General features: G+C 43.2%; 17 protein-coding genes, 1 tRNA gene and 1 pseudogene. 9 read left to right on the top strand and 10 right to left on the bottom strand.

The annotated features are described in order from the left end of the window. Positions 1-113 precede the first annotated feature (113 nt). From pnp to IPP86_12105, 4 genes and pseudogenes are all read right to left on the bottom strand, one after another. Complete coding sequence (pnp, locus tag IPP86_12090) at positions 114-2,291, bottom strand: polyribonucleotide nucleotidyltransferase (GenBank protein MBL0139253.1); 2,178 nt, start codon at positions 2,289-2,291, stop codon at positions 114-116. Positions 2,292-2,366: 75 nt separating this feature from the next. Continuing rightward, a complete protein-coding gene (rpsO, locus tag IPP86_12095; protein ID MBL0139254.1) occupies positions 2,367-2,636 on the bottom strand; it encodes a 30S ribosomal protein S15 in 270 nt (89 codons plus the stop codon). 74 nt (positions 2,637-2,710) lie between these two features. After that, positions 2,711-3,555: pseudogene (locus IPP86_12100) on the bottom strand (acetyl-CoA carboxylase carboxyltransferase subunit beta). A 72-nt stretch (positions 3,556-3,627) separates the two neighbouring features. Further along, complete coding sequence (locus IPP86_12105; protein MBL0139255.1) at positions 3,628-4,686, bottom strand: class I fructose-bisphosphate aldolase; 1,059 nt, start codon at positions 4,684-4,686, stop codon at positions 3,628-3,630. A 201-nt stretch (positions 4,687-4,887) separates the two neighbouring features. On the opposite strand from IPP86_12105, the gene IPP86_12110 reads away from it, so the two are divergent. Then, positions 4,888-5,250, top strand: coding sequence for a hypothetical protein (locus IPP86_12110; GenBank protein MBL0139256.1), 363 nt, complete (start codon positions 4,888-4,890; stop codon positions 5,248-5,250). A 69-nt stretch (positions 5,251-5,319) separates the two neighbouring features. On the opposite strand, the gene IPP86_12115 is transcribed toward IPP86_12110, so the two are convergent. Further along, complete coding sequence (locus tag IPP86_12115; GenBank protein ID MBL0139257.1) at positions 5,320-7,659, bottom strand: BamA/TamA family outer membrane protein; 2,340 nt, start codon at positions 7,657-7,659, stop codon at positions 5,320-5,322. A gap of 313 nt (positions 7,660-7,972) precedes the next feature. Between IPP86_12115 and IPP86_12120 the strand changes: the two genes are divergently transcribed. The 3 genes from IPP86_12120 to IPP86_12130 all read left to right on the top strand — a co-directional run bounded on the left by IPP86_12120 (position 7,973) and on the right by IPP86_12130 (position 10,647). Further along, positions 7,973-8,046 (top strand) — tRNA-Ala (locus IPP86_12120). Between the two features lie 326 nt (positions 8,047-8,372). Further along, complete coding sequence (locus tag IPP86_12125) at positions 8,373-10,175, top strand: M2 family metallopeptidase (GenBank protein MBL0139258.1); 1,803 nt, start codon at positions 8,373-8,375, stop codon at positions 10,173-10,175. Positions 10,176-10,221: 46 nt separating this feature from the next. Continuing rightward, positions 10,222-10,647: a DUF4907 domain-containing protein gene (locus IPP86_12130; GenBank protein MBL0139259.1), complete on the top strand. Its 426-nt coding sequence runs from the start codon at positions 10,222-10,224 to the stop codon at positions 10,645-10,647. A gap of 12 nt (positions 10,648-10,659) precedes the next feature. Here the strand turns inward: IPP86_12130 and asnB are convergent, their stop codons facing one another. Beyond that, complete coding sequence (gene asnB, locus IPP86_12135) at positions 10,660-12,567, bottom strand: asparagine synthase (glutamine-hydrolyzing) (protein MBL0139260.1); 1,908 nt, start codon at positions 12,565-12,567, stop codon at positions 10,660-10,662. Between the two features lie 197 nt (positions 12,568-12,764). Here asnB and mscL point away from each other — a divergent pair, with 197 nt between their 5' ends. Beyond that, positions 12,765-13,178 (top strand): large-conductance mechanosensitive channel protein MscL, encoded by a 414-nt coding sequence (mscL, locus tag IPP86_12140; GenBank protein ID MBL0139261.1) that lies wholly within the window; start codon positions 12,765-12,767, stop codon positions 13,176-13,178. A 123-nt stretch (positions 13,179-13,301) separates the two neighbouring features. Here the strand turns inward: mscL and IPP86_12145 are convergent, their stop codons facing one another. From IPP86_12145 to lpdA, 3 genes are all read right to left on the bottom strand, one after another. After that, entirely contained in the window at positions 13,302-14,216 is a 915-nt protein-coding gene (locus IPP86_12145) for a M48 family metallopeptidase (GenBank protein MBL0139262.1), read from the bottom strand. Next, positions 14,216-14,779 carry a LemA family protein gene (locus IPP86_12150; protein ID MBL0139263.1) on the bottom strand — a complete coding sequence of 188 codons (564 nt, stop codon included), beginning with the start codon at positions 14,777-14,779 and terminating at the stop codon, positions 14,216-14,218. The genes IPP86_12145 and IPP86_12150 overlap by 1 nt, the downstream gene beginning before the upstream one ends. 94 nt (positions 14,780-14,873) lie before the next feature. Next, complete coding sequence (gene lpdA, locus IPP86_12155; protein MBL0139264.1) at positions 14,874-16,262, bottom strand: dihydrolipoyl dehydrogenase; 1,389 nt, start codon at positions 16,260-16,262, stop codon at positions 14,874-14,876. A gap of 371 nt (positions 16,263-16,633) precedes the next feature. Here lpdA and IPP86_12160 point away from each other — a divergent pair, with 371 nt between their 5' ends. Continuing rightward, positions 16,634-18,373: a M61 family metallopeptidase gene (locus IPP86_12160; GenBank protein MBL0139265.1), complete on the top strand. Its 1,740-nt coding sequence runs from the start codon at positions 16,634-16,636 to the stop codon at positions 18,371-18,373. A 3-nt stretch (positions 18,374-18,376) separates the two neighbouring features. On the opposite strand, the gene IPP86_12165 is transcribed toward IPP86_12160, so the two are convergent. Then, complete coding sequence (locus IPP86_12165; GenBank protein ID MBL0139266.1) at positions 18,377-18,754, bottom strand: RidA family protein; 378 nt, start codon at positions 18,752-18,754, stop codon at positions 18,377-18,379. Between the two features lie 55 nt (positions 18,755-18,809). On the opposite strand from IPP86_12165, the gene IPP86_12170 reads away from it, so the two are divergent. The 3 genes from IPP86_12170 to IPP86_12180 are packed head-to-tail and all read left to right on the top strand — an operon-like array spanning position 18,810 to position 22,883. Continuing rightward, a complete protein-coding gene (locus tag IPP86_12170) occupies positions 18,810-19,379 on the top strand; it encodes an aminodeoxychorismate/anthranilate synthase component II (protein ID MBL0139267.1) in 570 nt (189 codons plus the stop codon). A gap of 59 nt (positions 19,380-19,438) precedes the next feature. Beyond that, positions 19,439-21,892 carry a bifunctional aspartate kinase/homoserine dehydrogenase I gene (thrA, locus tag IPP86_12175; GenBank protein ID MBL0139268.1) on the top strand — a complete coding sequence of 818 codons (2,454 nt, stop codon included), beginning with the start codon at positions 19,439-19,441 and terminating at the stop codon, positions 21,890-21,892. Positions 21,893-21,935: 43 nt separating this feature from the next. Further along, entirely contained in the window at positions 21,936-22,883 is a 948-nt protein-coding gene (locus tag IPP86_12180; GenBank protein MBL0139269.1) for a homoserine kinase, read from the top strand. The last annotated feature ends 2 nt before the right edge of the window (positions 22,884-22,885 follow it).

Consider the following 22,885-nt stretch of genomic DNA (forward strand, 5'->3'; position numbering starts at 1 on the left):
GTTAATCAGTTTATTGTAAGGAATTTCTATTTCTGACGATTTCTTTCAAAAGCAAATAAAAAAAACATGCAGCATTTTGCTGCATGTTTTACCTTTGAAAAAGAGAATAATTCTTAGGAAGCCGGTTGACGTCTTTGAGGGCGTCCGCCATCACCTTCTGAAGGAGCATTGTCAGGTTTTGGCAGTAACACCTTGCGTGACAAACGGAACTTACCGGTCTTTTTATCGATATCGATGAGTTTCACTTTTATCTTATCACCTTCTTTGAAAACATCTTTCATAGTATCGAGACGTTCCCATGTGATTTCGCTGATGTGCAACAAACCATCTTTACCCGGCATGAATTCAACGAAAGCACCGAAGTCCATGATGTTCTTCACTTTTCCTTCGTAGACTTCACCGATTTCAGGAGTAGCAGTGATGGCCTTGATTCTGGATTTCGCCGCTTCGATACCTGATTTATCGCTGGAAGAAATTTCGATGATTCCTTCGTTGTTTACTTCTTCAATAGAGATAGTAGTATTTGTTTCACGCTGCATTTCCTGGATCACTTTTCCACCAGGTCCGATCACAGCGCCGATAAATTCTTTCGCGATGATCATCTTCTCGATGCGTGGTGCATGTGGTTTGTAATCCGCACGAGGAGCAGAAATAGTCTTCAGCATTTCGCCGAGGATGTGCATACGTCCTTCTTTCGCCTGGTTCAATGCTTTCAGCATGATGTCGGAAGAGAGGCCCTGTACTTTGAGGTCCATCTGACAAGCGCAGATTCCTTTTTCAGTACCGGTTACTTTGAAGTCCATGTCACCGAGGTGATCTTCATCGCCCAGGATATCGCTCAATACGGCGTAGCGGCCTTTTTTGTCCATGATCAAACCCATGGCAATACCGGAGACCGGGCGACGGATTTGAACACCTGCATCCATCAGCGCGAGTGTACCTGCGCACACAGTTGCCATGGAAGAAGAACCGTTGGATTCAAGGATATCGGAAACTACACGGATAGTATAAGGACATTCAGTTTCGCTTGGAAGCACTTTGCGTAAAGAACGCATCGCGAGGTTACCATGACCGATTTCACGACGGGCGGGAGCACGGTTTGGTTTTACTTCACCGGTACTGAAACCGGGGAAGTTGTAATGCAAAAGGAATTTTGTTGAGCTGTCCTTCATCGGCACATCGATCATCTGCTCATCCATTTTATTTCCCAGTGTTACGGAAGTCAGAGACTGCGTTTCACCACGAGTGAAAATAGAAGAACCGTGAGTAGAAGGGAGGTAATCCACTTCCGACCAGATTGGGCGGATGGTGGTGCTGTTACGTCCGTCGAGACGAACACCTTCATCGAGGATGCAGTTACGCATCGCGTCGCTTTCTACTTCGAAGAAATAACGATCGACCATTGCTGATTTCGCTGTACGTTCTTCTTCAGGCAATGAAGCCATGAATTCATCATACAGTTTGGAGAAAGCATCTGAACGTTCGTGTTTGTTAGGATTCGCGGAACGCGCGATGGTATAGGCTTTATCATAACAGAAAGATTGAACTTTATCTTTCAGATCAGCATCATTTTCTTCGTGAGAGTATTCGCGTTTCGCTTTGTTGCCGCACATTTCGCGCAGTTCTGTTTGCGCTTTGCACTGAAGTTTAATCGCTTCGTGACCGAATTTAATCGCCTCGAGCATTTCTTCTTCAGACACTTCATTCATTTCACCTTCCACCATCACGATGCTATCCATAGAACCGGCAACCATCAGGTCGATATCGGCGCGTTCAAGATCTTCGGTGTAAGGGTTAATACAAAATTTTCCATCGACACGAGCTACACGAACTTCAGAGATCGGTCCGTTGAAAGGAATATCGGAGATGGTGATAGCCGCTGATGCCGCAAGACCTGCCAGTGCATCCGGCTGTACTCTTTTATCGCCGGAGAGGAGAGTCACCATGACCTGTGTATCGGAGTGATAATCTTCCGGGAACATCGGACGCAGTGCGCGATCCACCAGACGGCTGATGAGGATTTCGTATTCTGACATTCTGCTTTCGCGCTTCAGGAAACCTCCCGGGAAGCGTCCGACAGCGGAGAATTTTTCTGTATAATCAACAGAAAGCGGAAGAAAATCTGCGCCTTCTTTTGCTTTCGGATTAGAGACTACTGTTGCCAATAACATGGCGTCGCCCATTCTGACGACAACGGATCCATCGGCTTGTTTTGCCAATCTTCCGGTTTCAATACTTACTATTCGGCCATCGCCGAGGTCAAATTCTTTAATAGTTGCTTTGTTCGACATCGCTGCTTTGTTTCTAGGTTAAAAGCAAAAAAGGCAATCCCTGGAATTGCCTTTTCTGTTTATTGTAATGGTAAATTATTTACGGATATTGAGATCAGTCAGGATTTTGCGGTAACGCTCGATATCTTTCTTTTGAAGATAATCGAGTAAGCTACGGCGTTTTCCGACCAGGTTAATCAACGCGCGTTGAGTTGAATAATCCTTTTTAGCCACCTGCAGGTGTTGAGTCATAAAGGAAATACGTTCAGTAAATAAGGCGATTTGAGCCTCTGTAGATCCTGTATTCTTTTCTGAACCTCCGAATTTTTTAAAAATTGAGGTTTTTGCTTCACTGTTCAGCTTCATTGCGATAATTGCTTTGTTCGTTTTTTAGGATTGCAAATGTAGTCTTTTACAACAACATAACAAGTAATTATCCCTTAATTTTTTAGCAGACTGAGAACCAGCGCCAGCCTTGTTTTGAGCTCCCGGCGGTCGACGATAAAGTCGAGAAAACCGTGTTCAACACAAATTCAGCGGTTTGGAAGCCTTTTGGCAGGTCTTTACCGATGGTTTCCTTCACAACCCGCGGACCGGCAAAACCGATGAGGGCTCCGGGCTCTGAAATATTCAGGTCACCGAGCATGGCATAAGAAGCTGTAACACCTCCGGTGGTCGGATCGGTAAGCAATGAAATATAAGGCAGTTTGGCATCCGCCAGCAGTGTGAGTTTGGCGGAGGTTTTTGCCATTTGCATCAAAGAATAAGCCGCTTCCATCATCCGCGCTCCGCCTGATTTGGAAATCAGCAGAAAGGGCAGTTTGTGTTCAAGACAATAGTCGATCGCACGAGAAATTTTTTCTCCCACAACAGATCCCATGGAACCGCCGATGAAACTAAAATCCATACAGGCAATGACCAGTTGTTGTCCTTCCAGATTACCTGTCGCAGTGCGAATCGCGTCTGTGAGTCCGCTCTTTTTCTGGGATTCAACGATACGGTCGGTATACTTCTTTGTATCCACAAAATGCAGCGGATCATCTGAACTCAGATTCGGATTGAGTTCGGCGAATTCATTGTTGTCAAAAAGAATTTCAAAATACTGCTCCGAACCGATCCTGTCGTGATAGCCGCACTGATCACACACATATTTTTTCTGAATGTGTTCCTTGCTGGGCACAATGTGCTTACAAGAAGGGCATTTATGCCACAAACCTTCAGGAGTTTCCTTTTTCTCCGTAGTGGTGGTGGTGATACCTTCTTTAATTCGTTTGAACCAGGACATTTGTCTGCGTCTTTAGTATGGAATAAATGCAAAGTGTTTTTGTACTGAAAAATTCTTCCGAAAGAATTTTCCTTAAGCGATCGTAATTTCCTTTGCGAGGTACACATCCTGAATGGTATTCAGTAATTGTACGCCTTCGTTCATCGGTTTCTGGAATGCTTTTCTTCCGGAGATGAGTCCTTGTCCGCCCGCGCGTTTGTTGATCACCGCGGTTGTTACCGCTTCGCTCATATCGCTTGCTCCTTTGGATTCTCCGCCGCTGTTGATCAATCCGGCGCGGCCCATGTAGCAATTTAGTACCTGGTAACGACACAAATCAATCGGGTGATCAGAGCTGAGTTCGGAATAAACTTTTGGATGTGTTTTACCAAAACTCAAAGCGGTGTAACCGCCATTATTCGTTGGTAATTTTTGTTTGATGATATCCGCCTGGATGGTTACTCCGAGGTGATTGGCTTGTCCGGTGAGATCTGCTGAGGTGTGGTAATCTTTGCCGTCTTTTTTGAAACCACTGTTTCTAAGGTAGCACCAGAGGATTGTAGCCATTCCCAGTTCGTGCGCGATTTCAAAAGCCTGACTCACTTCCTGGATCTGACGGGTAGATTCATCGGAACCAAAATAAATTGTCGCGCCAACAGCTGTAGCTCCCATGTTCCAGGCTTCCTGGATCGAACCGAACATAATCTGGTCGTATTTGTTGGGATAGCTGAGGAATTCATTGTGATTGATTTTCACGATGAACGGAATTTTGTGCGCGTATTTGCGGGAAACTGAAGCAAGTACACCATAGGTGGAGGCAACGGCGTTGCAACCGCCTTCAATGGCCAGTTTCACGATGTTTTCAGGATCAAAATAGATCGGGTTGGGGGCAAAAGAAGCACCCGCGGAGTGTTCAATCCCCTGATCTACGGGAAGAATAGACATGTAACCACTACCGGAGAGGCGACCGTGATTGTATAATTGATGCAGACTACGCATCACCTGGTTAGAGCGGTTAGACGGAGCAAAGATTCTGTCGGTGAAATCCGGACCGGGAAGGTGCAGATTTTCCTTTTTTACGGTTTTACATTCGTGCTTCAGTAAGCCATCGGCACCGGCACCGAGTAATTCAACAATTTTCGAATAGGACATGTTTTGTACTGATTTATCAGAAAGGCAAAGCTAATAGAGAATTTTGAAAATAGAAATCGATATCCCCTGATCCTGAACAAGGTTGTCAACGGCAGGAGGTTAAGATTCAACTCGATTTTAGCATTGATTAACACCGGCGTTCATCTTTGAATCATCTGATTAACCGCATTTTTGTAAAACAATTTCAATCAAAAAAACAAAATGAAAAAAATGTTGATTTGGATGACAGTCATCGGAATCAGTCTGGGAACTGTTGTCGCTCAAACACCTTCCACCGCTGTAGTTCCAACATCCAATCCAAAACCTGCACCAGCGGCCGTTCAAAAGGATCAGCAAAATGCCCTGGTAAAACCGCATCCACCGGCACATGTGAGTCCGGTTGTTGTTCCGAATAAAAAACCGCATGCGAAACCGGTGCATGTCACACCGGTTCATACCCTGAAAAAAGACGGAACGCCTGACCGACGTTTTCATTCCAATAAAAAATTGAAAAAGGACGGCACACCGGATGCTCGTTATAAGGAGAACAAAACTCCCGTTCCTCCATCCGGAGATAAAAAATAAATTGTGTGAGGAAACATTTCCCTGGAAAGGGGAGTGTTTACATCCCGGCCAATCGCCGGGATGTTTTTTTTAGAATGGATAACCAATGGCCAGGTTAGGCGTGATATCGCCAATCTGGAATTTTTGATTTGGATAGACCCAACGTTGGCTGAGGTCAAGAGATGGATCTCTTAATTTAACGGCTGCATCAATGCGGAGAATAAAGAAGGAAAAATTAAATCGTAAGCCGACTCCCGCGCCGAGGCCCATTTCCTTGATCACATTGGCAAATTCAAACTGGGAACCGGGACGTGCTGCGTCGAAGTTCCGTGTCCAGATATTTCCGGCATCGACAAAAGCGGCGCCTTCCAACTGAGCACCTTCCAGCAAACGTAAGAGGAAGGAGCGGTACTCAATATTCGCTTCGATTTTTATGTCACCGCTTTGTTCGATGTTGACCAGCTTTTGATAGGAGCCCGGACCGAGAGTCCTGGCGCTCCAGGCGCGTAAACTGTTCGCTCCGCCGGCAAAGAAACTTTTTTCAAAAGGCAACGCTTTTGAATTAAAGACAGGAAAACCAATTCCTGCCGCGATGCGATACACAAGTGAATTGTTAGGATCGAGTTGCAAATGGTAGCTAACGTCTACATCCGGTTTGATGTATTGGGAGTATTTTATATCAAAGACTTTGTAATTTCCTGCTTCGTCTTTTTTGAGATTGAGCGGTTTTGCAAGAGAGGTAAGAATCAAACCGGAAAATTCCATGTTGGCGCGGATGAAAAAGAATCGACCATTGGTTTTAACTTCCTGGTTATTGTAAATCCATGAGAATCGTCCGGATGGAATGAGATGTGTATCGTAACTATACAACAAACGAGGATCGTTAAGGCTGTCGAGTTTTGCCTGAAAAGCAGGAGAAGGTTTTACGTAAACGGAATTTATTTCAAAGGGGTAAACAAAGAAGCGTTGTGTTTTTGAACCTCTCCATTGATAACCCATGGAAAAATTCAGGATGGAACGGACGTAATCGGGACGGTTTTGGTAATTGAATCCGATGTTGAGATTCGTACGCGGATTGAAATAACGGGAGGTTCCTTTTGTGATAAAATTCGGCAGAAGAAATTTCTTGAAAGCAAGGTTGATCTGTGGCCCGAACTCATACGTATTGAAAGCAAAGATTTTTTTGTTCTGTGTAGGTTCGTTGAAATTCGGAAGTGCTTCGATCGCGCCTTTGATTTTTACATCAAGGACTTCAGCGTTGTGAAACAGGTTCTTGTTACGATAACCGATACTTCCTGCAATTCCCAGGTTACCACCGGTATTTGTTGCTTCCGCTTCCAGGGTGATGTCCCGCTGATCCATGGGAGTTAGCTGGATATTCACATCCAGTCGGTACGGTTCGTTTTCATTTTCACGCACAACTTCAGAAAACTGAATGTTGATGAATTTGAAAATGTTCAGATCCTGCAGACGTGTATAGGAATAATCCACGCTTGGCTGGAGATAGAGATCACCGGTTTCGAAAAAAATGGTACCCAGTAACTGGTCGTTGTGGAGGATCCGTGAAGAATCTATAGAAAGAATATAATAGCCGTGATATAAGGTTGTATCGGAAGGAATGGAATGGGATGGATCTTTTGGATTAAAATCTGTCTGGATGTAAATATTCCGTAGAGTATAGCTGTGATGATTTTCGATCAGGTGGTTACCAATCAATTCAGGATCGATATTTTCATTTACGCGGTTGATATAAAAATAAATATCTGTCTGATGATTGTTTAGAGAACTATCGACCTGGATGGTGATGTAATTTTTATTGAAGAAATAATATCCCAGATCTTTGATCGCGGTGGAGATCCTGTCTCTTTCTTTATCGATTTGATCTTCATCATAACGCTCGTTGCTGACGATGAGAGAGTTTTTTGTGAGTGAAGGAAGCAGACTGTGGAGGACAGGATCTTTTGTAGAATAATCCACATTGCGGATAAAATAAGCCCTGCCATATTTTATAGAATAATTGACTTTGGCTGTTTTGTGCTTGTAGATTACAGAATCTTTCACAGATGAATTAAAAAATCCCTGTTTGTGAACAAGAAGGTTCAATTGATTCCGTGAACGTTCGACCAGTGACGTATCAAGAATAGCGGGTTCCTCACCGATACTTTTGAGCCAGTTTTTGAATTTTGTTGGGCGGCCATGATTTCCGAGGTTATAAACGCCAAGGTGGAAACGAAAGAGTCCGAGGATTTTTCTGTTTGGCTTCTGTTTGATAAGTGTCGCGAGACGTTCTTTTTCAATCAGTCCTGTATCCGCTAGAATCACATTTTTGGTCAGCAAATACTGTCCTTCCGGAAGTTTACGAGCCGGATTGCAACCGTAGAACAGGAGCAATGAAAAAAAGATATAAAGGGCGTTCTTTTTGGAGAGCACTAGACCGGATTCTGGATGCGATTCCTGCAAAATTAATATAATTAGCCATGGTTCAGTTTATTCTTTGGATGTCTCACAAACAAGGTTTGTTAATAATTCAGACACTTTCCATTACTTAAGTTTCATGGGATGAGAGCGTTGTAAAACGCGATTGAGGCGATCCATTGGAATATAACAAGATTGAAATGAGATTCCCTTGATTCTGCCTGGCCTCGAAAGCAATAATTAATCGATCCGAGTGCCGGATTATGTGATTTTTAATTTTCTTTGCGGACCGTTTTAGTAGAATTTAGAATTTAGTTTTTAGGTATTAGGGGCATTAGCTCAGCTGGCTAGAGCGCTTGCATGGCATGCAAGAGGTCATCGGTTCGACTCCGATATGCTCCACAAGAGAGGTCCATCTGGGCCTCTTTTTTTTTGCCTGAATTAGACTATCGTTTTTGTAAAGTCTGGAGTCGGGTGTAATGGTTCAATTCAAAATCAGCAATCAGCAATCCTCAATCGGAGTTTTGGTTCAATTCAAAATCAGCAATCCTCAATCCTCAATCCTCAATCCTCAATCCTCAATCTACAATCCTCAATCAGCAATCTACAATCAGCAATCCACAATCAGCAATCCACAATCCACAATCCACAATCAAAAATCCCTGCTTTTTCTTATACTTGCATCCCCTTTCAATTCAACGAATTCTATTGTCTCAAAACAAAGCAAAATGAAAAAAGCGATCTGGTTCCTGGCAATCGGTGTGATGCTGGTTGCATGCAAAAACGAATCTGCCGAACACCAACAGCAAGTACAAAAGTATCTGGATGATTACAATGCTAAATACAAAAGCTTGTATTCAGCATCCAGTGAAGGGCAATGGTCAGTAAACACTCACATCGTTGAAGGGGATACCATGAATGCCTATACATCCAGAATCGCGGATGAGGCGATCGCGAAGTTTACAGGGAGCAAAGAAAATATCGACAGGGCAACGGAGTACATGAAATGGGAAAAGGATCTCACTCCTTTGCAGGTGAAACAGCTTAGAAAAGTATTGTATCTGGCAGCCGGGAATCCGGAGAGCGCAGAGGAGACGGTGAAAGAACTTATCAAAGCCGGTACCGCTCAAACGGAGCATTTGTACGGTTATAAATTTTTGATTGATCAGAAGGAAGTTACTCCGAATGATATTGATTCGATTCTCGCGGAGGTGAAAGACACTACTGCAAGAAGAAAAGCATGGGAATCCAGTAAAGCTATTGGCGCGACTTTGAAGCCGGGACTGATGAACCTTCGGGACTTGCGCAACAAAGTCGTTCAGGGTTTGGGTTATCCTGATTATTTCACTTATCAGGTTTCCGACTATGGCATGAAGACGGATGAGATGATGGACATGCTTCGCAAATTCAATAAGGAGCTGAATCCGCTTTACCGTGAATTGCATACATATCTTCGCTATGAACTCGCTAAGAAATATGGTGTCAAAGATGTTCCGGATTATATTCCCGCGCATTGGTTGAGCAATCGCTGGGGACAGGATTGGAGCGAGATGGTTACCGTTGAAGGCCTGAATCTCGACAGCGCTTTAAAATTGAAGGATGCCGAATGGGTCGCCAAACAAGGAGAGAAGTTTTATGTATCGCTTGGATTTCCGGAGTTGCCAAAATCATTCTGGGAAAAATCAAGTTTGTATCCCGTAGCAAAAGATGCAGGGTATAAAAAGAACACTCATGCTTCCGCATGGCACATGGATCTCGATCAGGATGTGCGTTCCCTGATGAGTATTGTTCCAAACGCGCAATGGTATGAAACCGTTCATCACGAATACGGACACATTTATTATTACCTCTCTTACAGCAATCCTGAAGTTCCTTATCTCCTGCGAGAAGGTGCGAACCGTGCCTATCATGAAGCGTTGGGAAGTATGATGGGACTTGCGGCGATGCAAAAACCTTTCGCAGCCGGACTTGGTTTGGTAGATCCGAACGCGAAAATGGATGAAACAAAACAACTGCTTAAAGATGCTTTGAACTACGTCGTTTTCATCCCCTGGAGCGCGGGAACCATGAGTACATTTGAATATGAAATGTATGCGAAAAATCTTTCACCGGATCAATGGAACAAGCGCTGGTGGGAAATCGTGAAAGAGTACCAGGGAATTGTTCCGCCAACTGAACGGGGAGAAGACTATTGTGACGCGGCGACCAAGACACACATCAATGATGACCCTGCACAATACTATGATTATGCATTGTCATTTATTCTTTTGTTCCAGGTACATGATTACATTTCAAAGAACATCCTGAAACAGGATCCGCATGAAACAAATTATTTTGGCAATAAAGAGGTTGGTAAATTTATCGGTGATATCATGAAACCGGGCAGCAGTGCCGACTGGAAAAAACTTTTGAAGGACAAAACCGGTGAGGATCTGAGTGCACGCGCGATGCTGGATTATTTCTCTCCGCTGATGGACTGGCTGAAAAAAGAAAATGCCGGCAGAAAGTACACCATGCCTGAAATGAAATAATGGTTCATCCATTAATCTGCTTGATCAACTTTAAATGAGAATTGCAATGAAATTCACAGGACTAATTCTATTTGCATTCTGTTTGTTTTTGTTTTCCTGTACCTTAGAAGTCGGTAAGGAAACAAATACACAAACAGCTGATACCGTTGCCGCGAAAGAATCTGTTAGCAACGATCAAAATAACAATGTTAACAATCCGGCAACTACTCCGGTCTCATCCGCAGTGATCGATAGTTTTGAAGTGAGAACGTTCATGAATCAGGGTGCTCCCGGTGGTTATGGTTATGATGTTTTAATGGGAGGGAAGATCTATATCCATCAGCCACATATTCCTGCTGTCGCAGGAAACAATGGATTTCCCAGTGCGGAATCCGCTTTGAAGACAGGAACATTTATTGTCACCAAAATCCGGAAAAATATCATGCCGCCAAGTGTTACAAAGGACGAGCTGGATAGCCTTGGTGTGTTGTGAGAAATGAATAATCTATTTCATCCATTTCTTCCACCAGTACTGAAAAACAAGAAGTGCCCAGATTTTTGCATGGGCGTCACCCGGATTGAGACTGAAAAGTTTTGTTTTTAGATTTTCTATTTCAGTATAATTAAACAATGCCTGCTCTTCAATGAAAGACTGTGAGAGCAGATCATCTTCAATGAGCGATTTTAATTCGTTGCGGAACCATTTCAGCAATGGAACTTCAAACCCTTTTTTCTTGCGTGTATAGAGTTCAGGCGGAAGATCATTTCTGAATGCATCACGAATAATTTTCTTTCTCCCGTTAGCATCAATTTTTGAAGTAATGGGAAGCGTGAAAGCGAAATCCACAACGGTATAATCCAGGAAAGGCACACGAACTTCCAGGGAATTGGCCATAGACATCATGTCCACTTTTGTTAGCATGTCATTTACCAACACAAGGTGCATATCAGTATAAAGTACATCCTGGATATCGGAAGTTTTTCCGATGTATTTCAGAATTTCCTTTTTTCGTGATTTGTATTCATTGGAGAGTGTTCCTGATCGCATGAGATTACTGACTTCTTCTTCGTTTTCAAATGCGGCCCATCTCCAGTAGCGTTCTGCTGTACTAAGGTTTAAGCCTTCCGCCATGCGGTTGGCGCGTCGAAAGAGGTCAGTACTTTTTGAATTTCTGGATTGAGGCAGAAGTTTCAGCAAAGAAGAAGTACTGCGGAGGAGTGTATTGGTTAATCCGCCTGCTCTTGCCCTGCGTTCCGCTTCGTGTTTGTTGTAGCCTCCGAATAATTCGTCCGCTCCATCACCGCTGAGAGCGACAGTAACATGCTTTCGCGTTTCTTTGCTGAGTATATAAACATTCAGCGCGGAGCTGTCGGCAAAGGGTTCATCGATATAATCGAGTGCATCGTAGAGATGCTGGAACAGATCGTCGTTGCTGAGTTTGAAAACGGTGTGATCTGTATTGCATTTTTTGGCGACAAGATTCGCGTATTCAGTTTCATCAAACATTGGTTCATCCCGGAAACCGATGGAGAAAGTGCGAAGATGATTTGTGTGTTTCGCAGCCAGGGAAACGATGATAGAGGAGTCAATCCCTCCACTGAGAAAAGCGCCAAGCGGAACATCCGAAATCATCCGGCGCTTCACGGATTCGTCCATCAGCTGACGCAGGCGTTGTTCCTGTTGAGAATAACTCAAAGATGCAGAAATTGCAAGTGTTGATTCATCCGGAAACGGAATTTTGTAGTAGCACTGTTGTCTGGTTTTTTCAGGATGCCGGATGTTGAGGTGAATGAAATGTCCGGGTTCCAGTTTGTAGACACCTTTGAAAATGGAAGCCGGACCGGCGATATAATTCAGCTGAAAATAAATCAGCATGGAAGCCTCATCAAGTTCTTTTGGAATCCCGAGCGACATGAGAGCTTTCATTTCACTGGCGAAAACGAACCTGTTTGCATCCCGGAAATAGAGGAGAGGTTTGATTCCCATCCTGTCTCGTGCGATGAAAACAGTTTCTTCCTCTTTATCATAGATGGCGAAAGCAAAAAATCCATTCACTCTTTCCAGACAGCGTTCACCTTCGAGGATGTAGAGGTGGAGCAATACTTCCGTATCACTTTCAGAACGCAATTGAATGCCTTTTGAAATCAGGAAATCGCGATGTTCTCTGAAGTTGAAAAACTCACCATTAAAAACAATTGTATAACGTCCGGTAAGATCTGACATAGGTTGCAAAGCCGCAGCCGAAGTGTCGATGATGGAGAGCCTGTTGTGTCCGAGTGCAACATTTTTATCTGTATAGACACCGTTGGAATCAGGTCCCCGTTTGGCTAAACAAGCCACCGCATCATGGATTTTCGGCAGGGAGGATTTCCCCTGCTCATTGAATGCGATTACTCCGCTAATGCCACACATAGTTTCAGATTTCAATGTAAAAATGTGAATTTCAAACCAAGTGCAGAAATTTTGAAGCCTTTATTTCTGTTTTTGTGGTTATTGTTATTTTTTCTAATATTGAATGCTGCGAAATTCAAACAATTTAATTGGCAAATCAGCTTTTCTGATTTTGCCCGAAAATCACACTCAAAACTCACACTCAAAACTGAACTAAAATGGGCTTCTTAAAAGAATTTAAAGAATTCATCAACAAAGGAAATGTTGTAGACTTAGCTGTCGGTGTTGTCATTGGTGGTGCTTTTGGAAAAATCGTATCATCACTTGTGGATGATATCGTTTCTCCAGTCATCGGATTGATCATTGGTCAAACCGATTTTGGCGCATGGAAACTAACAATGAAAGCCGGGTCCATGGGTGCTGATGGTAAGGAAATTCCACCTGTAACCATGAATGTAGGATCTTTTTTCGAAGCGATGATTGATTTCGTCATTATTGCTTTCGTTATTTTCATGATCGTAAAAGCCGTCAACAGAATGAAGCGCAAAGAAGCAGAAGCGCCTTCCGCACCGCCTGCACCGACGAAAGATCAGGTGTTATTGACGGAGATCAGGGATTTGTTGAAGAAGTAGACGGGGGTTAAAATGTGGTTAGGGAATTGATAGTGTGCTGGGTACTTGATATAGGTATTAAGTATAAAGTATAAAGTATAAGGTATTGCCTACGCGCTATACCTTATACCTTATACCTTATACCTAAAACTGCTCCAAATACTCTATCCTCTTTTCAATCGGAGGATGGGTTGAGAAGAGATTGTCCCATGAAGCACGGTGATGAGAGGGAGTAGGATTGTTGATGAAAAGCTGTGCTACATCACGGTTCTGAACGGCTTCAATGAAGGGGTCCACGGAAATTTTCTTGAGCGCGGATGCGAGGGCCTGAGGATTTTTTGTCATCTCCGCGGCTCCTGCATCAGCCATGTATTCACGACTCCGGGAAATTCCGAAACGCATGAGCATGGAGATAAAATAGGCCAATGCTGTTACCACAATAGCAACAAGGATGATAAGTCCGCCTCCTTTTTCGGATTTTCTTCCTGTGAATCGAATACTTCTGAGGGCCATTTCCGCCAGAAAAGAAAACACTCCTACGAAAATGATGGAGATGATCAGCATACGTGTATCACGGTTACGGATATGTGAGAGTTCGTGTGCAACGACACCTTCAAGTTCAGCATCCTCAAGCTTATTGATGAGGCCGCGGGAAAAAGTAACGGAATAAGAACTGTCGTTGATTCCACTTGCAAATGCATTGAGTGAATCATCATCGATGATATAAATAGCGGGCATTTTCATCCCGTTCGCGATGCACAGATTTTCGACGATGTTGTAAACTCTTTTGTTTTCGGTTCTTTCCAACGCTTTAGCACCGGTAGCCCATTGGATCAACGTTGTGTTGAGACCCCAGGCGATAAGAAACCAGATTCCAACACCAATCAGAATAAATGGCGCGACTTGCGTAAAGAAATTTATTTGAACTTCATTTTTTTGATCAATGAATAGAAAAATAGTCCAGAACATTGCCAGCAGCAGCACCGGAAAAAGGATCAGTAAAATAATAGAATTTCTGTTGTTCCGGATTTTCTGATTTTGAATACCGGTGTATTCTATCATGATGTAAAATTAATTTTTGGAGGCTCGTCGAGTTGTGTGCGTTTATCGGTGCCCAGATCGAACATCGTTTGTCTTGAAAACCCAAACTGTTTCGCGATCATATTGCCGGGGAAAGATTCAATTGCAGTATTGAGTTCTTTTGTCGCACCATTAAAGAATCTTCTGGTTGCTGCCAGTTTATTTTCAATATCGGCGATCTCTTCCTGTAACTGCATGAAATTCTGATTCGCTTTCAAATCAGGATAAGCTTCCACCTGAACTTTCAAACCCTGAAGAGCAGCGGTGAGCTGGTTATCCGCTTTTATCTTTTCATCAATGGAAGATGCACTCATTACTGCCGAACGGGCCTCTGTAATTTTTGTGAGCACATTCTTTTCATGAAAGGAATAACCTTTCACAGTTTCCACCAATTGCGGAATCAGATCGTTTCTTTGTTTCAACTGAACATCAATATCCGCAAATGCATTTTCACGGGTATTTCTGAGAAGAACAAGTTTGTTATAAACACTGATTACCCAGAATACTATCAGAAGGAGGATGACAACGATCGCGATAAGCATGGCGAAGGATTTTTAATTGTAGATTTTAGATTTTAGATTGAAGATTTCAACCTGCCGCTTGGGATCCGAAAGATTTAACCTTCAACCTCGAACTTTAAATATGAATCACTTCACCATAAGCATCGGCAACAGCCTCCATTACAGCTTCGCTCATGGTTGGATGCGGGTGAATGGATTTGATGATTTCGTGTCCGGTTGTTTCCAGCTTGCGTGCGACTACAACTTCAGCGATCAGTTCGGTGACATTAGCACCGATCATGTGGGCGCCGAGGAACTCTCCGTACTTCGCGTCAAAAATTACTTTTACAAATCCTTCTGAGTTTCCACCTGCTTTTGCTTTTCCGGAAGCGGTGAATGGGAATTTACCGACTTTGATTTCAAAACCAGCGTCACGCGCGGCTTTTTCAGTGTAGCCAACAGAAGAAATTTCCGGCTGACAATAGGTACAACCCGGAACGTTTTTGTAATCGATCGGATCCACGTGCATTCCTGCAATCTTTTCGATACAGGTGATCGCTTCGTGTGAAGCGACGTGGGCGAGGGCAGGAGTATTGATCACATCACCGAAGGCATAATAACCCGGCATGTTGGTTTGATACCATTCGTTGACAACGATTTTTCCTTTGTCGGTGATAATACCCACATCTTCAAGACCGAGATTTTCGATATTCGAAGTGATTCCCACTGCGGACAATACGACATCGCATTCCAGGATTTCTTCACCTTTTTTCGTTTTCACTTTTACCTTACAACCACTACCGCTTGTATCAACAGATTCAACAGTGGATTCGAGCATGATCTCGATACCGGATTTTTTAAAGGAACGGGCGAGTTGTTTGGATACATCTTCATCTTCAATCGGAACAACATTCGGCATGAATTCCACGATGGTAACTTTTGTTCCCAGTGAATGATAGAAATAAGCGAATTCTACTCCAATTGCTCCCGAACCGACAACCACCATTGATTTTGGTTGCTTGTCAAGCACCATGGCTTCACGGTATCCGATGATTTTTTTACCATCCTGTTTCAGATTCGGTAACTCACGGGAACGTGCACCTGTTGCGATCAGAATATGTTTAGCATCATATAAAGTTGACTTGCCATCCGCTCCGGTAACTTCAACTTTTTTACCTGCTTTAATTTTGGCAGTACCTGAAATAACATCAATTTTATTTTTTTTCATGAGGAACTGAACGCCCTTACTCATCGCGTCAGCTACACCACGTGAACGTTTCACGATAGCGGGAAAATCAGCTTCAACACCACTTGCTTTTACACCGTAATCCTGAGCATGCAAAAGATATTCAAAAACCTGCGCGCTTTTCAACAGAGCTTTCGTCGGAATACAGCCCCAATTCAGGCAAACACCGCCAAGTTCAGCTTTTTCAATCACTGCAGTTTTCATACCCAGTTGGGAAGCACGAATTGCCGCTACATAGCCACCCGGTCCGCTTCCAATCACGATTACATCGTAGTTCATCTTTTAAAATTTTTTAGGTCAGCGAAGATAAAGATAGTTTAGCAAATTTTGGGGTTAATTACATTGCATTCATGCACAGTAATTTGTTTGGAATTCCCTGAACAAATCGTGCAAATAAGAAAGCACTAGTTGTCTAATGATCAGATTTTCAGTTAAGTATAAATAATGACATTATTCTTTTCAATTTTAAAAGGAGGATCATTCACTGTTATTTTTTGAAAATTACTTTGCAATTAGAATACTGATTCCAGAGGGGATTTTCCGCTTTTTTTATTCCTGTTTGTAATTATTCTTTTAAAAATTTAAAAACAGATGAAATCATCGGATATTCGCAGTTCGTTTCGACGAAAGGATTTTCATACTAAATGTCTATGCGTTACAAAGTTTCAGCACCACATCCGGTCAATCATCTGATTGAAATTGAAATGACCGTTGATCGTCTCACTTCTTCCGAATTGACTCTTCAATTACCTTCCTGGAGACCCGGAAGATATGAACTGGGGAATTTTGCAAAAAATATTCAGCGCTGGAATGCATTTGATGAAAAAGGTTCGCCTTTGCCTTACCGGAAGAAAGGAAAAGATACATGGCAGGTAGATGTGAATGAAGCGAAATCCGTTGTCATCCGGTATAACTACCATGCTGCGCAACTGGATGCGGGTGCCTGCTGGCTGGATGAACAACAGTTGTACATGAATCCGGTGCATTGTATGTTGTTCGTTCCTGAAAGATTGCATGAATCCTGCGAAGTGTCCTTCGATTTGCCGATGTCCTACAAACTCGCCACATCGATGGAGAAAATTTCTGATCATGTGTTGAGAGCTCAGGATTATCACGAGTTGGTCGACAGTCCGGTAATTGCAAGCCCATCTTTACAACACAAAGCCTTCACCTCCGGAAGTACAATTTTTAATATCTGGTTTCAGGGCGATTGCAAACCTGACTGGAGCAGAGTTGTAGAAGATTTCAAGAAATTCTCCGAGGAACAAATTCGCACCATGGTCGATTTTCCTGTAAACGAATATCATTTCCTCGTGCAGGTTCTTCCTTTCCGGTATTATCATGGCGTGGAACATCTGAAATCTACTGTACTTGCTCTGGGTCCGGGTGCAAACCTCATGGATCCATCCTTGTATGTGGATTTTGTTGGTGTTGCTTCGCATGAATTATTTCATTCCTGGAACATCAAAACCATTCGCCCGGCGGAAATGCTTCCATATGATTACACAAAAGAAAATTATTCCCGACTTGGATTTGTTTATGAAGGTGTCACCACTTATTACGGTGATTTATTTCTTGAACGAGCGGGTGTGTATACTGTAAAACAGTTTTTCGCGGAGATCAATGCCCGTTTGCAAAAGCATTTTGACAATTATGGACGATTCAATCTGAGTGTCGCGGATTCATCTTTTGATACGTGGCTCGATGGTTATGGTCCCGGTATTCCTAACAGGAAAACTTCTATTTACGACGAAGGATGCCTTGTAGCCATGATGACAGATTTGATTATTCGCAGTAAATCCAAGGGGCAAGAATCACTCGATGAAGTAATGCGCACCTTGTATCGTGATTTTGGAAAAAGAAAAATCGGTTATACCGAACACGATTATCTTTCCATCATCGAAAAACTGGCGGGTGAATCCATGGCGGACTTTTTTATTGATTATATCTACGGCACTGAAAATTATGAGCCTCTGCTGAGTGAATTGCTGGGACTTGCAGGTTGTTTGCTTTCAAAAAAACCTTCCTCTGTCGAATCGGAACGTTATTTTGGTTTCAAAATAAACCAATCGGAAGGCAAAACTTTTGTGAAGCAGTTAGCTCCCGGCTCTCCGGCCGATCTTGCAGGTCTTGGTAAGGAGGAGGAAATTATCAGTGTGAATGAAATGAAAGTCACAGATAATCTTCAGGAACTTTTACGCATGTTTAGCGGAGAGAAAATTATTCTCACCACGTATACTCCTGTTCAGAAAATGAAAGACATTAGTATCAGTGCCGGTAAAGAGGAGTATTTTTCTCAGTACAGTATTCTGCAAAAGGAAAAAGCAAGCCCTGACGAACAACGCCTGTTCAAAGCCTGGCTGAAGCATGATTTTTACCCTGTTGGATAAAAATCAACGCATCGCGATTACAGAAATTTCAACATTTACATCCTTTGGCAGACGAGATACCTGAACCGTTTCCCGTGCAGGAAAATCGCTTTTGAAAAACTGCCCATAGACTTCATTGACATGAGAAAAATTTCCCATGTCAGTTAGGAAAATGGTTGTTTTCACCACATTTGAAAAATCCATTCCCGCAGCTTTCAGGATTTCCCCGATGTTGAGCATCACCTGGTTAGCCTCACGAATAATGTTGATGGTGACCAGTTGTCCGGTTGCTGGATCGATGGCGATTTGTCCGGATACAAACAACATATTGCCGTTTTCTACAGCCTGATTATAAGGTCCGATTGGAGCCGGAGCAGAATCGGTGCGAATGATTTTTTTCATTGTACTTTTGGATCAATTTCCCCAAAGCAACAAACAAAAAAAAGATTATCCAAACATGCGCATTCTTCTTCTGGATAATTATGATTCTTTCACCTATAACCTCCTGCATTTGCTTGAGCAGGTGGATGGTGTGGAAGTGGATGTGATTCGAAATGATGAACTGATTCCGGAAGAAGCCGCTAAATACGAAGCAATTATTTTATCACCCGGACCAGGACTGCCATCAGAAGCAGGCAGAATGCCTGAACTGATCCGGAAATTTGCCCCACAAAAAAAGATTCTGGGTGTATGTCTTGGCCACCAGGCAATTGCTGAATATTGCCAGGCGACACTGGAAAATCTGGAGCAGGTTCTGCACGGAGTTAGTACGATTACTACTGTACAAGTTCCGGATGATCCGCTCTTTCGTAACATACCTGGGACTTTTCGGACCGGACATTATCACAGCTGGGTAGTATCATCGAAAAACTTACCTCAAAACATAGTCCCACTTGCTTTTGATGAGAAGGGTAACATTATGGCTATCAGGCTGCTGAATCTGCCGGTTTGGGGTATTCAATTCCATCCCGAGTCAATTCTTACAGATTATGGAAAGCAGTTGATTGTCAACTGGCTGGAAGCCTGAGCTAAACTGAACATTTTAGACCTTTTCCCGTATCTATTTGAGAAATTTTCTCTTCAAATATGATAGTGATAAAGTTTGGCGGAACATCCGTCGCCACAGCGAAGCGCATTGAAAGCATCGCCACCATAATTTCTTCTTTGCAAAAAAAACACGGCAGGGTAGCGGCAGTGTTTTCCGCTTTTGGCGGAGTGACGGATGATCTCATCCGTATGAGCAAATTAGCCGCTTCACAGGATGAGGATTACATTGAAGCCTTTAATAAAATCCGGCACCGACATCAGCAGGCGATAGCTGAATTGGGTTTGAAGAAAGACAAAGCTCTCCATGATTTCATGGAAGAGACTTTTGCCGAGTTACACGATATTCTGCACGGTGTGTTTCTGGTGAGAGAATTATCGTCAAGAACGCTGGATTTTATCAGTGGTCACGGTGAAGTTTTGTCGGCAAAAATTATTTCTCATTATCTGAATTCCTGCAAAATAAAATCCAATTTCCTTGACGCGAGAACAATGATTCGTACCGATGAAAATTTCGGTTCCGCAAGGGTGGATTTTAAAGTTACCAATCAAACTATAAAGGATCATTTCCGGAAATCAAAAGCTGTGGAAGTGATTACAGGTTTTGTCGCTTCTACTGCTAAGCATGAAATGACTACGCTGGGTCGTGGCGGATCTGATTATACAGCAGCAATTTTTGGAGCTGCACTTGACGCGTCGGAGATCCAGATCTGGACAGATGTGGATGGCGTGATGACAGCGGATCCCCGGAAAGTGAAAAAAGCATTTTGTGTTCCAACGATGACGTATGAGGAAGCGATGGAAATGTCGCATTTCGGAGCGAAAGTCATTCATCCTCCAACGATATTACCGGCACTAGAAAAAGGAATTCCATTGTGGATCCGGAATACTTTTCGTCCGGAGTCACGCGGAACACTGATCTCTACTGTTTCCCGCGATTATGATTTTATGATCAAGGGAATTTCTTCGATCGATGATATTGCATTGCTCACATTGCAGGGAAGCGGAATGGTTGGTGTAGCGGGGATTTCGGCAAGATTGTTCGGCGCATTGTCACTTGCGAAAGTAAATGTGATTCTGATTACACAGGGAAGTTCTGAGCACACGATCAGTTTCGCTGTGAAACCCGGTGATTCAGATCTGGCCCGTCAGGCGATAGAAGATGCGTTTGCTCTCGAGATTAAAGCGAAACTCATTGAACGGGTGAGAGTGGAAGAGAAGCTTTCAATCGTCGCGGTGATCGGTGAAAACATGCGCAATACTCCCGGAGTTTCAGGAAGATTGTTCCAGGCACTCGGGAAAAACGGTATCAGTGTAGTGGCCACTGCTCAGGGATCTTCTGAATTGAACATTTCTGTTGTTGTTCAGAAGGAAAACCTCGACAAGGCTCTGAATTCTTTGCACCAGTCCTTCTTTCTTTCAGATGTCAAAACCTTATCTGTCTTTCTCGTCGGCTGTGGCCTGATTGGAAGCACCTTATTGAAGCAAATAGAAAAACACAAACAACATTTGCGTCACGCGCGTTCGCTTGAGATTTCTGTTGTAGGAATTGCCAACAGCAGGAAGATGGTCTTTAATCCGGACGGACTTAGTTTGAGTAAATATCAGGATCTTCTTTCCGAATCCACTGAAAAAATGGATTTGGGGAAATACATACAACGGATGAAGGAAATGAATCTGCCGCAAAGTATTTTCATTGATTGTACATCGAGTGAAGATGTGGTCGCTCACTACGCTGAAGTTCTGGAAAGCAGTGTTTCCATTGTGACACCGAATAAAATCGCGAATTCAGGCAAGCTGAGTAATTATAAAAAACTTCGTGAGATCGCCAAGCGCAGAAATGTCCGTTTCTTTTACGAGACCAATGTTGGCGCGGGTTTGCCTGTGATCAATACACTCACGGATTTGCTCACCAGCGGTGACCGGATTCTCAGGATTGAAGCGGTACTTTCAGGAACATTATCCTTTATCTTTAATACATTCAAAGAAGATACCCGTTTCAGTGATATCGTAAAAGAAGCGATGCAACGTGGCTATACCGAACCTGATCCGCGTATTGATTTGAGCGGAAAAGACGTCGCGCGAAAACTTTTGATTCTTGCCCGTGAAACCGGACTGGACATCGAAATGAAAGACATTGACATAGAACAGATTTTACCACCATCCTGTCAGAAAGCCAAAACGGTAAATGATTTTTTAATCGAACTGGAACGCAATAACGATGTGTTTGGAAAGCGCAGAGATAAAGCGATGAAGAATCAAAAAGTACTTCGATTCATTGCTTCACTCGCTAATGGAAAAGCGAAAATCAGTTTGCAGGAAGTAGATTCCAAGCATCCGTTTTACAATTTGTCAGGTAGTGATAACATTATTTCCTTCACAACCGAACGTTACCATGATCGCCCGCTGGTTGTGAAAGGACCGGGAGCAGGTGCCGAGGTGACTGCTGCAGGTGTATTCGCGGAAGTGATCAGTGTTGGAAATTATTTTGACTGAATCTGAACAATAAGCTTTGCATTGCTAAGCAAATAATTTTGAAATGGCATCAAAAAGTAATCGATCTGTACGTGTTTTTGCTCCGGCGACTGTGGCTAATCTGGCCTGCGGTTTCGACGTGATGGGTCTTGCCATCAATGCTCCCGGTGATTTTGTGGAGATGAAAAAAAATAAGTTGCACGAAATCCGTATCGTGAAAATGACGGGAGACGGAGGGAAATTATCGAGAGATGCCGATAAAAATACTGCCGGTGTTTCAGTAGCAGCGATGATGCGTTACATGGAACTGAATCAGGGTTTTGATATCGTATTGAAAAAGCAGATGCCTTTGGGTAGCGGACTCGGTTCAAGTGCTGCCAGCAGTGCAGCGGCTGTGTTCGCTGCAAATGAGTTAATGGGCCGTCCATTCGAAAAGAGCGCGTTGGTTCACTTCGCAATGGAAGGGGAGCGTGTTGCATGTGGTTCCGCTCATGCTGACAATGTAGCGCCTTGTATTCTGGGAGGTATTGTGTTGATTCGTTCTTATGATCCGCTGGACATTATTTCATTGCCGGTACCTTCAAATTTACACGTGGTTGTTGTACATCCTCATGTCGAAGTACTCACACGTGATTCCAGAGCTGTTTTACCTCAGGAAATTAAATTGAAAACAGGCATCACACAGTGGGCAAACACCGCCGCGTTTGTTGCAGGATTGTTTCAATCGGATTATCAGCTGATATCGAGAGCTGTTGAAGATCATGTCGCGGAGCCGGCTCGGGCATCTTTGATACCTCATTTTTACGCGGTTCAGGAAGCTGCATTACTGAAAGGCGCTCTTGCCTGCAGTATCAGTGGTTCCGGTCCGTCTATCTTCGCGCTCACTCAGGGTTCTGCAAAAGCGAATCTGGTAGCTGCTGAAATGAAAAAGGTTTTTCGCAAACATAAAACCGCTTGCGATGTTTTTGTTTCTCCTGTCAATAAAAAAGGAACAAGGGTTATTACTAATTAATT

Source organism: Bacteroidota bacterium (assembly GCA_016720935.1).
Lineage (GTDB): Bacteria > Bacteroidota > Bacteroidia > AKYH767-A > 2013-40CM-41-45 > JADKJP01.